This is a genomic window from Variovorax sp. PAMC28562, from assembly GCF_014303735.1.
In the GTDB taxonomy this organism is placed as follows: Bacteria; Pseudomonadota; Gammaproteobacteria; order Burkholderiales; family Burkholderiaceae_C; genus Variovorax.
Genome location: NZ_CP060296.1, coordinates 183,610 through 195,621, shown reverse-complemented (window position 1 = coordinate 195,621; position 12,012 = coordinate 183,610). Strand labels below are relative to the sequence as shown.

The following is a 12,012-nucleotide window of genomic DNA, read 5'->3' as shown; positions in this document are numbered from 1 at the left end:
GGCAAGGAGCATGTCGAGCCTGCCTGCGGTCCATCCCCGGCAGAGCCTCTAGGAGACACACCATGCGCACCACCGAACCCCTTCGAATCGACGCCCAGCGTCGCCGCCTGATCAAGGCTGCCGCCGCCACCGTGGCGGTGAGTGCCGGCAGCACGCTCGCATTTCCGGCCCTCGCGCAGGCCAAGCCCTTCGCTGGCGTGAAGCTGCGCGGCGCTGCTTACCAGCACGGCTTCTTCAACATCCTGCGCAAATACATTCCCGAGTTCGAGGCGCAAACGGGCATGACGGTCGACCTGCAGTTGTCGGCCTTTCCGGTCTACAACCAGCAGGCCGACCTGGAGCTGTCGTCAGGTGGCAGCGCCTGGGATTTCTGCAACGTCACTTTCATCCTGGCGGCGCGCTGGGTGGCCGCTGGCCTGCTCGCCAACCTCGACGATTTCAGCAACGACCGCAAGCTCACGCCGGCCAGCTGGAACCCCGACGACTTCGTCAAGGGTGCGCAACTGCCGTACCTCGACAAGGCTGGCAAGACCTTCGGCTATTCATGGGAAGGCGGCGCCATGTTGATGGGCATCAGCCGCACCGACCTCATGAAAAAGCGCGGCGTGGAAGCACCGCGCACCTTCGACGAACTCATGAAGGTGTGCGAAGCGGTCAATGGGCAGGACGGCGGCAGCGGGCCGGTCACCGGCTTCGTCAGCTCGAACCTGCATCACTGGTTTTTGCCACCCTACATTCAGGGCTACGGCGGCGATCTGTTCGTCAACCCGCCCACCGACATCAAGCCGGCGCTCGACACGCCGGCGTCCATCGAGGCCACCGCTTTCTACACGACGCTGTTGTCGAAATACGGGCCGCAAGGCGTGCTCGGCTACACCGAAGACCAGGCCCGCGCCGCACTCATCAGCGGCCGTTCGAACATCTTCATCCACTCCAGTTCGTGGGTCACCGCGATGCTCACCTCGCCCGACAGCAAAGTGAAGGACACGGCCCGCGTGATGCGCATGCCGGCCGGGCCTAAAGGGGACTTTCCCGCATCGAACAGCCAGGGCCTGGGCATTCCGAAGAACGCCAAGAACAAGGAAGCCGCCTGGGAGTTCATCAAATGGACGCTCAGCCCCGAGCTGACCGCGCGCATCGTGAAGGACACCGGCCATCCGTCGATCTGCCGCCGCTCGGTGATCGAGAGCGCCGAATACAAGCGCATCAATACGGTCAACGGCCAGGACATCGGCAAGCTCTACCTCGAAGTGCTCGACATGCCGAGCAAGACGCACAACTACATGGCCTACCGCACGGTGAAGGAATTCCCGCTGATCGGCGACGTGGTGAACAAGGCGGTCGAGCGCGTGGTGTCGGGCCAGATGCCTCCAGCCGAGTCGATGAAGTCGGCGCAAGAGGCCGCACTCGGCAGCCTGCGCCGCGCTGGCGCGAAAGTCTGAGCCCGCACCGCCGATGGCCGCTGCATCCTATGAACGTCAACGCCGCAGTTTCGTGCGGATGGCCATCGCGCCGAGCCTGCTGTTCCTGCTGCTCGTGGCGGGCTTGCCGACGCTGTTCCTGCTGGTCACCAGCCTGACGCCGGGGGCGCTGGTCAACCCCGGTTCGCTCACCGACTTCACCGAGCCGCTGCGCAACTACAAGTTGCTCGGCAGCGACGAGCGCTTCGTAGGCTCGCTCTGGGTGCAGGCGCGGCTGTCGGTCTACACGGTGGTGTTGCAGGTGCTGCTCGGCACCGGGCTGGCGCTTCTGGTGCACTCGGGACAAGACCGCTGGAAGTCGTTGCGGCACCTGTTCGTGATCCCGATGGTGCTGCCGCCCATCGTCGTGGCGGTGATCTGGAAACTGATCTACACGCCCGACATCAGCCCGATCTACCAGGCCGCGCGGATGCTCGGCATTGCGCTGCCGGCGATGACGACGCATGTCGACTTCGCGCTGTGGGCTATCGTCATCGCCGACACCTGGGAGTGGGCGCCGTTCACCTTCCTGATGGTGCTTGCGTCGTTGCAGACGCTGCCTGCCGAATATGTCGAGGCCGCGCGCATGGATGGTGCCGATGTTTGGCGCGTGTTCGGCCACATCGTGCTGCCGTACATCGCGCCGGTGCTGCTGGTGTGCACGCTGTTCCGGCTGATCGACAGCATCAAGGCGTTCCCGCTGATCTTCCTGCTGACCGGCGGCGGGCCCGGTTCGGTGACCGAGGTGACCAACTACTACGCCTACCTGGTGGCTTTCAACTTCGGCGAGCTGGGCTATTCGAGCGCCATCACCGTGGTGCTGCTGGTGGCCACGGTGCTCATCAGCTGGGCCGCGATGCGGGTCAGCCGCAACCGGGGAATCGATTCATGACATCGCAACGCATGCTGGCTTTGCGCCGCCGCTGGCCGCTGGCGCGGTGGGCCGTGCCGATCATCCTGCTCGTGATGCTGCTGCCCTTCCTGTGGCTGCTGCAGATGTCGTTCAAGCCGACGCCGCTGATCCTGGAATTTCCGCCGCGCGTGTTCTTCACGCCGACGCTGGAGCATTACGTCGGGCTCTGGCAAGCGGGCTTTCCGGAGTCTTTCGTCAACAGCCTGATCACCAGCATCGTGTCGACGGTGCTGGCCTTGCTGCTGGGAATTCCAGCCGCGTATGCCCTGTCGCGCTGGACCGGAAGAGGGCGCTTCGGGCTGGGGCTCGGCATTTTGCTGACGCGCATGGCGCCGCCCATCGCCTTCACCATTCCGTTCTTTCTGGCGTACCGCTGGCTCGGCCTGCTCGACACGCGCACCGGCCTCATCCTGATCTACATGACCTTCAACCTGCCGCTGGTCATCTGGATGATGCAGCCGTTCTTCGACGCGGTGCCGGAATCGCTCGAAGAGGCGGCGTTGATGGACGGCGCCGGCTTTCCGACGGTGTTCTTCGAGATCGTCATGCCGATGGCGACGGCGGGCATCGCCGCCACTTCCATCCTGTGTTTTCTGTACGCCTGGAACGACTTCTTCTTCGCCCTCATCCTGACCCGCACCGATGCCCGCACGGCACCCGTGGCGGTTGTCAACTTCATGAACTACGAAGGTTGGGAGTGGGGCAAGATCGCCGCCGGCGGCTCGCTGGTGATGGCGCCTGTGCTGGTGTTCTCGATGCTGGTGCGGCGCTATCTGGTCAGCGGTTTGACGGCCGGCGCGGTGAAGGGTTGAGCGTGTCCCACCCACCCCTTACCGGCGCAACGCGCATCGTTCCTATCCTGGCCCATCCGGTCGATCATGTGCGCGCACCGCGCACCTACAACCCCGCGTTCGCCGCCGCCGGGCTCGACTGGCACATGGTGCCGATGGGCGTCTTGCCCGCCGACCTGAGCGCGACGCTGGCGCAGCTGGCGCGCGTGACCAACCTGCAAGGCGTCAACCTCACCATTCCGCACAAGGCGGCGGCTTTCGCGCTGTGCAGCCGGGCCACGGCCGAGGCGCGCGATACCGGCATGGCGAACACGCTGCGGCTCGAAGCCGATGGCCACTGGGCCGGCGCCAACTCCGATGGCATCGGCTTTCTCGGCGCCGCACGCGCGAACGGTCTGCTCGACACGGGCAGGCCGGTGGTGATCTCAGGCTCGGGCGGCGCAGGCACCGCGATCGCTTTCGCGCTGGCCGCAGCCGGTGTGCGAGAGATCGACGTGCTGGACACCGACGCCAACCGCGCCGCAGCCCTGCGACACGCGCTGCAGCGGAAGTTTCCCGACCTTGCCGTCGGCCATCGCCGCGAAGCCCTGGCCCACGCCGGGCTGGCCGTGAACGCCACGCCGATGGGCCTGCATGAAGATGATCCGATGCCCTTCGACCCGGCGCTGCTGCCGGCCGATGCCGCGCTGTTCGACATCATTGCCGCGCGCGACACCGAACTGATGGCCGGCGCCGTAGCACGCGGGCTGCGCGTACTCGGCGGGCGCCCGATGGTCGAGCACCAGGTGGCGCACCAGATCGCGTTCTGGCGTGGCGACCATCACGTCTCGCCCAAGTGAGCCAACGAAGAGATACATGTCGAAGAGATACATGCCGAAGAGCTACATGCCGAAGTTCAAGATGACCCGACGGGCCTGGCCAATCCTCGCTGCCGCCCTGGCGCTGGGCGCCTCCCTAGCGCACGCGCAGTCCGCCGTCGACTATCCCCAGAAGCCGATCATGCTGGTCGTGCCGCAGCCGGCCGGTGGCGCAGCGGATCAGTTCGCGCGGCCGTTCGCGCAGGTATTGGCCAAGCGCCTGGGACAGCCGATCGTCATCGAGAACAAGCCCGGCGCCAACGGCAACATCGCGGCTGCCTATGTGGCACGGCAACAGGCATCCGATGGCTACACGATCTTCTTCGGCTCGGTCAGCACGATGGCCGTCAACCCGCATCTGTACAAGACGCCGGGCTTCGACTCGTTCAAGGATTTTCAGCCGATCACGCTGACCAACCAGACGCCGAACGTGCTGATCGTCGGTGCGGCAACGCCCTATAAAACGGTGGCCGATGTGGTCGCCGCCGCAAAGGCCAGGCCGGGTACGCTGACTTTCGGCTCGGCCGGAAACGGCAACACCATGCACCTGACAGGGCTGCAGTTCGAAACGAAGACCGGCACCTCGATGATCCACGTGCCGTACAAGGGCGGCCCTGCCGCGCTCAACGATGTCATCGCCGGGCAAATCCCGATGATGTTCCACAACCTTTCGGCGGTGCTGGCTTTCGAGAAGGCCGGCAAGGTGCGGGTGCTGGCGGTCGCCGACACGCATCGTTCCAGGTTGTTGCCGAACGTGCCGACGATGGCCGAGGCCGGCGCGCCGGGCGTGGTGCAGCTCGCCTGGAGCGGCATGCTCGTGCGCAGCGGCACGCCAGCGCCGATCGTCGATCGGCTGAACAAGGAGATGCGCGAAGTCCTCAAGGAACCCGCGTTCCGCAAGTCGATGGAAGATCAGGGCTTCGACGTGCTGTCGTCCACGCCGCAGGAATTCGAAGCACGCATCAAGGCCGACTACGCCACCATGGGCGAGGTCATCAAAGCCGGCAACGTGCAGATCGACTGAGCGCCGCAAGAAACCTACCGAACCGAAAGTGCTTATGCCCGCCATCAACCTCTTCAAACACGCACTCGCTGCCAAGCAGCCGCAAATCGGCATCTGGTCGACGCTGCCGTATCCCTACATCTCCGAGTTGCTCGCCGGGGCCGGCTTCGACTGGATCATGCTGGACACCGAGCACGCGCCGAGCGACCCGGTGCTGATGCTGCAGCAACTGCAGGCAGTGCAGGCTGAAAGGGACAAGCCGACGTCGGCCGTCGTGCGGCCGCCGTGGAACGACTCGGTGCTCATCAAACAATACCTCGACATCGGTGCGCAGACGCTGCTGTTGCCCTTCGTGCAGAACCGCGCCGAGGCCGAGGCGGCCGTCGCTGCAACGCGCTATCCGCCGGGTGGCATCCGCGGCATGGGCGGCACCATGCGCGCCTCGCGCTTCGGTCGCGACACCGGCTATGTGGCGCAGGCCGAGCGTGAGTTGTGCGTGCTGGTGCAGGTCGAAACGGCCGAGGCGCTGGAGCAACTCGAAGACATCGCCAACGTGGACGGTGTCGATGGCGTGTTCATCGGCCCCGGTGACCTGTCCGCCAGCATGGGCGTGGCCGGCCAGGTCAATCACCCGACAGTGCGTGCCGCCATCGACGCCGCCATCCGCCGCATCCTGGCGTGCGGCAAGGCGCCGGGCATTTTGATGCTCGACGAACCACGCGCCCGCGAGTGCCTGAACCTCGGCGCGCTGTTCGTTGCGGTCGCTACCGACCAGGTGTTGCTGCGCAAGGCTGCCGACGACGTGGCTGCGCGCTTCAAGTCCGCGTCGGTGTCCGGTGCGCCCGTGAATGCGGCGGCCAAAGCGCCCGCCACCTACTGAATGAAAGCGCTTTCCTCGTATGTCCGTTGATGTCTCAGTGACCCACACCGCCAAGCCGACTCGATCCATCGAAGAGCTGCGCAGCCAGCGCTGGTTCGCCAGCGACGACATTCGTGGCTTCGCGCATCGTCAGCGCATGCAGGCGCAAGGGCTGGCGCGCGAAGCATTCATGGGCAGGCCCGTGATCGGCGTCATCAACACATGGAGCGACCTGTCTCCGTGTCACGCCCACTTCCGCGAGCGTGCCGAAGCCGTCAAGCGCGGCGTGCTGCAGGCCGGCGGCTACCCGCTCGAACTGCCGGCGTTGAGCCTCGGCGAAGTGATGGTCAAGCCGACCACCATGATCTACCGCAACCTGTTGTCGATCGAGTGCGAGGAACTGCTGCGCAGCCTGCCGATCGACGGTGCGGTGCTGATGGGCGGCTGCGACAAGACGACGCCCGGACTCATCATGGGCGCGCTGTCGATGGACATCCCCGCCATCTTCATGCCTGCCGGCCCGATGCTGAACGACCGCTACAAAGGTCAGGCGGTCGGTGCCGGCACGCACACCAAGAAGTTCTGGGCCGAGTACACCATCGGCAACATCGACAAGGCCGAATGGGTCGGACTCGAAGCGCGCATGACGCGCACCACCGGCACCTGCAACACGATGGGAACGGCCAGCACCATGACGGCCATTGCCGAAGCACTCGGCCTCTCGCTGCCGGGCGCCATGAGCATTCCGGCGGTGGATGCAGAGCACAGCCGCATGGCCTGGCGCTGCGGCGAGCGCATCGTCGGCATGGTGTGGGAAGACCTGAAGCCCTCGCGCATCGTGAGCAAAGCGTCGTTCATGAATGCCATCGCGGCTTACATGGCGTTGGGTGGCTCGACCAATGCGGCCGTTCACCTTCCGGCGATGGCCGGGCGCGCCGGCATCGAAATCACCGTAGACGACCTGGATGAAATTGCGCGCAAGGTGCCGGTCATCGCCAACCTCTATCCGTCGGGCGAGAAGCTGATGGAAGACTTTCACTTTGCAGGTGGCCTGCCGGCGGTGCTGAACAAGATCGCGAAGCATCTGGACCTGTCGGCCATGACCGTCACCGGCCGCACGCTGGGCGACAACATAGTCCACTGGCCGTCGACCGACGACGGCACCATCCTCGACCCGGAGACACCGCTGATCCGGGGTACCGTCGACTGTCCTGAAGCCGGTATCGCATTGGCTGTGCTGCGTGGCAACCTGTGCCCCGACGGTGCCGTCGTCAAGCCATCGGCGGCGACACCGGCCCTGTTGCGCCACACCGGCCGCGCGCTCGTTTTCGAGTCGAACGCCGAGATGCTCGCGGCGATGGCCGACGAAGCTCTGGACGTCGACGAGTCGACCGTGCTGGTGCTGCGCAACGGTGGCCCGGTCGGTGGGCCCGGCATGCCCGAGTGGGGCAACTTGCCGATCCCTAAGAAGCTGTTGCGCCAGGGCGTGCGCGACATGCTGCGCATCTCCGACGCGCGCATGAGCGGCACCCACTACGGCACCTGCATCCTGCATGTGTCGCCCGAATCGGCAATCGGCGGGCCGCTGGCGCTGCTGAAAACCGGCGACATGATCCGCTTCGACATCGGCGAACGCCGGCTCGACATGCTGGTGCCTGATGAAGAACTGGCCGAACGGCGCCGGGCCTGGGTCGCGCCGGTGCAACCATTCACACGCGGCTACACGCGCATGTTCCAGCGCGAGGTCACGCAGGCGCATCTGGGTTGCGACTTCGAGAGCCTGTCGGGCAACGGGCCGACGCCGGAGCCAGCCATTTACTGAGGAGCGACCGGTGTCTCAGACACCGGTCAGCGAGACCTCGATCAGGTACTGGTGGCATGCCTCCAGGTCGGGCACCACGCCCAGGCCGGGTGCGTTGGACAGCGTGACGGCGCCGTCGCGCACGACGAAGTTCGGCAGCGCGGTCAGTTCGCGCAGCGGGTTCGGATTGGCGTCGACTTCGACATAGCCCGGACCGCCGACAGCGGTTTTCAGATGCATCGACGCGGCGAGGCCGATGCCGCCACCCAGCCAGTGGGGGCAGTACCACTTGCCGGCCGCCACCGTTTCGAGGGCGACGTCGAGACACGCGGTAATGCCACCCCATTTGCCGACGTCAGGCTGGATGATCGGCAGCCCCTGCGCGGCAATGAACTCGCGGAACTGCGACAAGCCGGTGAGGTTTTCGCCGCCGGCCAGGGTCAGGGGTTGCGCCTTCGCGAGTTCGGTCCAGCGTGGTGCCGGTTGGTCGGCGCGCATCGGCTCTTCCATCCACAGCAGATCGAAGCCCGCCATGCGCTGGCCGGCGAGGCGCGCCTCGTCGAAATCCCAGGCCTGGTTGGCATCGACCATCAGCGTCGCTTCGTTGCCCAGTGCGTCGCGCAACAGGCGCAGATTGGCGAGGTCGCGCTCGGCGCCGAAGCCGACCTTGAGCTTGAACGCACGATAGCCTTCGTCACGTTTTTGCAGCGCCAGTCGGTCGGGCTCGGTCGGGTTGATGCCGGAGGCGTAGACCTGGATCGGTGGGGCACGCGCACCGTCTTCTGCGCCATCGGTATCTCCCAGCAGTTGCCAGAGCGGCTTGCCGGCGCGGCGCGCAAAGAGGTCCCACATCGCCGTGTCGACGCCGGCGACGATCTGATGCAACGGACCGTATTCGCCAGTCTGAATCGCCAGCACGGCGAAGCGGCGCGTGAGTTCTTCGAAACCCTCGCGCGGGTGTGTCCAGGCGTGCGCCATGACCACCGGCTTGCAGTAAGCCAACGCCATCCGCGCGCGATGCTCTGCGCCCACGGTGGGGAAGTTGCACCAGATCTCGCCCCAGCCGACATGACCGTCCGCATCGGTCAGGCGCACCAGAACGGCAGGGCGGTCGCGCATGATTCCGAACGAGGTCTGCACCGGCGGGTCGGCCGGCGCGCGAAACACGAAGACATCGAATTGCCGGATCTGGAAAGGGGTCGACGGAGGCATTTGCATGGCGTCTATTTTCGTTGCAACAAGCGGCGCGCACATGGCGCAATGCGGCCCGACGTGACACATCGCGTTGCTTCATACTGGCGCCCGATTTCAAAAAACAACAGGAGACGTATGAAGCAATCGACAACCGCGTGGGCGCGTGCCGGCGCTGCGCCGCTGGCTGCTCTGGCAAGCCTCACCGTCGCGCTGCTGGCCGGCTGCGCAGACACCGGCTCGGTCCGCGCCGTGGCCGATCCGGCGGCTGCGTGCGCTGCAATGATGCAGCCGATTCCAGCCGCGGCCATCGGCCTGCCGAGCTCGGGCGCGGTGATCGAATCGGCCACGCTGGTGTCAGCCAGCGAACTCTCATTGACGAATCCATTGCCCTTTGTTCCGCCACCGCCCGAAGTGGTGGTGGTGCCTGCGACGCCGCAGTACTGCCGGGTCCTGGGCGCCGTGCAGCCGGTCGATCCGGCGGCGCCGCCGATCCGCTTTCAGGTGAACCTGCCGAGCCAGTGGAACGGCCGATCGCTGCAGTACGGCGGCGGTGGTTTCAACGGTGCGTTGGTTAACGCGGTCGGGTTGCCACCTTCTGCGCGCATCGATCAGCCGTCGCCGCTGGCGCGCGGATTCGTCACCGTCGGTACCGACTCGGGCCACCAGAACGCGCCCGGTGTCGCGCTCCAGGCCTTCGCGCTCAACGACGAGGCGCTCGTCAATTTCGCGCACGCGTCGTACAAGAAAGTGCGCGACGTTTCGGTGGATCTGATGAAGCGCCGCTATGGGCAAGGTCCGGCCAAGCTCTACTTCATGGGCAGCTCCGAGGGCGGCCGCGAAGGGCTGATGCTGGCCCAGCGCTATCCGCAGGATTTCGACGGCATCTTCAGCCGCGTGCCGGTCATCAACTGGACCGGCCTGCAGGCAGCCGGCACGCGAATGGGTGTCACCCAAACCGGCGATGGCTGGTTGCCGCCACCGCTCGTCAAGCTGCTGGCAAGCGCAGTTCTGGCCCGCTGCGATGCGCTCGACGGACTGGTCGATGGCATCGTCGGCAACCCTATGGCGTGCGGCGAGCTGTTCGATCCTGCGACATTACGCTGCGCGGGTTCAGCCACGACCGACTGCCTGAGCGATGCGCAGGTTCAGGCGGTGCGAACGCTGCATGCACCGTATGAATTCAGCTTCCCGCTGGCCAATGGCATTCGCAGCTACCCGGGTTGGGGCTGGGGCGGCGAGGCAGCGTCCGGCACCGGACCTGTAGGTGGCTATGTCAGCTGGCAGACCGGTACAGCGCGACAGTCGTTGCCGGTCGGGCCGACCAGCAGCCGTGCCTGGCTCTATGGCAGCGGCGCAATTCAATATTTCTACGCGCGTGATGCGGCGTTCGATCCGAGCCGATTTCGGCCTGAGGATTTCGCACCCCGCGTGCGCGAAGTTTCTGCACTGATGGACTCGACAGATCCGGATCTGTCGGCTTTTCGCGCGCGCGGCGGCAAGCTGGTGATCAGCGAGCACTTGGCCGACTACGCGCAAAACCCGTATGCGGGAATCGACTACTACCGTTCGGTGGTGGCGCGCATGGGTCAAGAGAGCGCAGATTCCTTTGTGCGGCTCTACACAACGCCCGGCGCCGACCATGTCGGCACCGGGGCGCCCGTGAGCGTCGACATGCTGCAGACGCTGACCGATTGGGTCGAGCGCGCACACGCGCCGCAAGATCTGGTGCAAGTCGACCTGCGGGCCGTAGCACCGTTTGCCGAAACCCTGGCGCGGCCGATGTGCCGTTGGCCGACACTGGTCAAATACCGAGGGCAGGGTGACCCCAGGCGCGCTGCAAGTTTCGAATGCGCAACTCCCTGAAGTTCGTGGCGTTGGCTGACACGGGCGCTGTTGGATTGACCGTAGAGTGCGTCGCATGACGTTCGACAAATCTGAAAATTCCGCTGTCGCCGGGAGTGCAGTGCAGGATTCCAGCATCGAGCAGCTGCTGGAAGCCTATGCCGCCCGGTATACGCAGCAAATTCGCGACCTCGCCGAGACCTTCTCGGCGGCGACGACGCGGCTCGGCAGCGCGCAAGGCGATCCTTCGACCGCACTGGCAGACGACGTGCGTGCGAGTGCAAGAAAGCACCGTGTCGACGCGGATTTGCTATTGGCTGCGGTTGCTGACTACGCGGTGATCGAGTCGCGCTCCGAGGCGCTACACCGCTCCCGCGCAGGACACTGATCGCGCAAGCTGCTGCGCCGGTGCGAACCGCGTGGTTATCATGAAGCGCGCAGGTCGCGGCGGACTTTTCGGTTGCCAACCCGGCGTTGGACACCATGCCCAAACTGATACTGACGAGAGCCGGTGGCGACCTTGAATCCTTTGAGTTGACCGCCACGGAAACGACCCTCGGCCGAAGCCTGCACAGCGACATCGTGCTCCACGACATCGCTGCGAGCCGTCGACATGCGGTGATCACTGTCGATGCAGCCTTCGTGACCATCCGTGATGCCAATAGCCGCAACGGCACTCTCGTCAATGGCCAGCGCGTGATGACGCAGACTCTGGCCGACGGCGACGTCGTTGGCCTCGGTGGATGTGCACTGCGCTTTGTGTCTGGCGATCAGCAATACAGCGAGGTGGTTGCCCAAGGGGTTTCTTCAGTGCCGAACTGGATCGTCGACGACCTGGAAGAACACGTACCGACGGCGCCGGATGTGCCCCTGCAGTTACGGCGCAAATAGCTGCAGGCAGCTCGCTTGAAGCATGTTCGGTATGTCCGTTATCGAACAATGAGACACATTCGACACTATTGAAAGAATCATGCGAACGGCCCGAAATCGCTGCTGGATTCTGTGCACAGCTTCCTATGAGCTCTAACTTCTCGGCCAGAAACTGTCCATTTCAGCTAACCACCGGAAGCACACATGAACGTCGCCACATCGCTGGCACTCGCTGTCAAGGAACTCGAGCCCGGGGAATTCCACTGGATGTTGCTCGAGGAAGACGGATCGTTGGAGGATGGATTCAGCTTCAAGCCGAGGCGGATCGGCGAGCCGGAAACCGACATTGCCGCCGCGTGGGTGGCGGGCTATCTGGCCTTGCGCGCGGCGCTGCGCGCAGCCAAACGGTAACCGCCGCCAGG

The 12,012-nt window shown here is 65.2% G+C and carries 12 protein-coding genes; 11 read left to right on the top strand and 1 reads right to left on the bottom strand.

The features are described from left to right. The first annotated feature begins 62 nt into the window (after nucleotides 1-62). From H7F36_RS00900 to araD, 7 genes are read left to right on the top strand one after another with little or no spacing between them, the layout of a single operon-like run. Complete coding sequence (locus tag H7F36_RS00900; protein WP_187052916.1) at nucleotides 63-1,442, top strand: ABC transporter substrate-binding protein; 1,380 nt, start codon at nucleotides 63-65, stop codon at nucleotides 1,440-1,442. Nucleotides 1,443-1,455: 13 nt separating this feature from the next. Continuing rightward, on the top strand, nucleotides 1,456-2,352 hold the full coding sequence (locus H7F36_RS00895; RefSeq protein WP_187052915.1) for a carbohydrate ABC transporter permease: 897 nt from the start codon (nucleotides 1,456-1,458) through the stop codon (nucleotides 2,350-2,352). Next, entirely contained in the window at nucleotides 2,349-3,185 is an 837-nt protein-coding gene (locus H7F36_RS00890; protein ID WP_187052914.1) for a carbohydrate ABC transporter permease, read from the top strand. The genes H7F36_RS00895 and H7F36_RS00890 overlap by 4 nt, the downstream gene beginning before the upstream one ends. 2 nt (nucleotides 3,186-3,187) lie before the next feature. After that, nucleotides 3,188-4,003 (top strand): shikimate dehydrogenase family protein, encoded by an 816-nt coding sequence (locus tag H7F36_RS00885; protein ID WP_187052913.1) that lies wholly within the window; start codon nucleotides 3,188-3,190, stop codon nucleotides 4,001-4,003. Between the two features lie 16 nt (nucleotides 4,004-4,019). Then, nucleotides 4,020-5,045: a Bug family tripartite tricarboxylate transporter substrate binding protein gene (locus H7F36_RS00880; protein ID WP_261802452.1), complete on the top strand. Its 1,026-nt coding sequence runs from the start codon at nucleotides 4,020-4,022 to the stop codon at nucleotides 5,043-5,045. 34 nt (nucleotides 5,046-5,079) lie between these two features. Further along, nucleotides 5,080-5,904: an aldolase/citrate lyase family protein gene (locus H7F36_RS00875; protein ID WP_187052912.1), complete on the top strand. Its 825-nt coding sequence runs from the start codon at nucleotides 5,080-5,082 to the stop codon at nucleotides 5,902-5,904. A 37-nt stretch (nucleotides 5,905-5,941) separates the two neighbouring features. Beyond that, the gene (gene araD, locus H7F36_RS00870) at nucleotides 5,942-7,705 is read left to right on the top strand and encodes an L-arabinonate dehydratase (protein WP_261802451.1); all 1,764 of its coding nucleotides are present in this window, start codon (nucleotides 5,942-5,944) and stop codon (nucleotides 7,703-7,705) included. Between the two features lie 15 nt (nucleotides 7,706-7,720). On the opposite strand, the gene H7F36_RS00865 is transcribed toward araD, so the two are convergent. Then, a complete protein-coding gene (locus H7F36_RS00865; RefSeq protein ID WP_261802450.1) occupies nucleotides 7,721-8,902 on the bottom strand; it encodes a mandelate racemase/muconate lactonizing enzyme family protein in 1,182 nt (393 codons plus the stop codon). A gap of 111 nt (nucleotides 8,903-9,013) precedes the next feature. On the opposite strand from H7F36_RS00865, the gene H7F36_RS00860 reads away from it, so the two are divergent. From H7F36_RS00860 to H7F36_RS00845, 4 genes are all read left to right on the top strand, one after another. After that, nucleotides 9,014-10,741: a tannase/feruloyl esterase family alpha/beta hydrolase gene (locus H7F36_RS00860; protein WP_187052910.1), complete on the top strand. Its 1,728-nt coding sequence runs from the start codon at nucleotides 9,014-9,016 to the stop codon at nucleotides 10,739-10,741. 55 nt (nucleotides 10,742-10,796) lie between these two features. Then, complete coding sequence (locus tag H7F36_RS00855; RefSeq protein WP_187052909.1) at nucleotides 10,797-11,108, top strand: hypothetical protein; 312 nt, start codon at nucleotides 10,797-10,799, stop codon at nucleotides 11,106-11,108. A 95-nt stretch (nucleotides 11,109-11,203) separates the two neighbouring features. Next, on the top strand, nucleotides 11,204-11,611 hold the full coding sequence (locus tag H7F36_RS00850; protein ID WP_187052908.1) for an FHA domain-containing protein: 408 nt from the start codon (nucleotides 11,204-11,206) through the stop codon (nucleotides 11,609-11,611). Between the two features lie 183 nt (nucleotides 11,612-11,794). Then, complete coding sequence (locus tag H7F36_RS00845; RefSeq protein ID WP_187052907.1) at nucleotides 11,795-12,001, top strand: hypothetical protein; 207 nt, start codon at nucleotides 11,795-11,797, stop codon at nucleotides 11,999-12,001. The last annotated feature ends 11 nt before the right edge of the window (nucleotides 12,002-12,012 follow it).

Coding starts and splice junctions, on each gene's coding strand:
- H7F36_RS00850 (WP_187052908.1), top strand. CDS start 11,204: ATGCCCAAACTGATACTGACGAGAGCCGGTGGCGACCTTGAATCCTTT.
- H7F36_RS00880 (WP_261802452.1), top strand. CDS start 4,020: ATGTCGAAGAGATACATGCCGAAGAGCTACATGCCGAAGTTCAAGATG.
- H7F36_RS00890 (WP_187052914.1), top strand. CDS start 2,349: ATGACATCGCAACGCATGCTGGCTTTGCGCCGCCGCTGGCCGCTGGCG.
- H7F36_RS00845 (WP_187052907.1), top strand. CDS start 11,795: ATGAACGTCGCCACATCGCTGGCACTCGCTGTCAAGGAACTCGAGCCC.
- H7F36_RS00860 (WP_187052910.1), top strand. CDS start 9,014: ATGAAGCAATCGACAACCGCGTGGGCGCGTGCCGGCGCTGCGCCGCTG.
- H7F36_RS00855 (WP_187052909.1), top strand. CDS start 10,797: ATGACGTTCGACAAATCTGAAAATTCCGCTGTCGCCGGGAGTGCAGTG.
- H7F36_RS00875 (WP_187052912.1), top strand. CDS start 5,080: ATGCCCGCCATCAACCTCTTCAAACACGCACTCGCTGCCAAGCAGCCG.
- H7F36_RS00865 (WP_261802450.1), bottom strand. CDS start 8,902: ATGCAAATGCCTCCGTCGACCCCTTTCCAGATCCGGCAATTCGATGTC.
- H7F36_RS00895 (WP_187052915.1), top strand. CDS start 1,456: ATGGCCGCTGCATCCTATGAACGTCAACGCCGCAGTTTCGTGCGGATG.
- H7F36_RS00900 (WP_187052916.1), top strand. CDS start 63: ATGCGCACCACCGAACCCCTTCGAATCGACGCCCAGCGTCGCCGCCTG.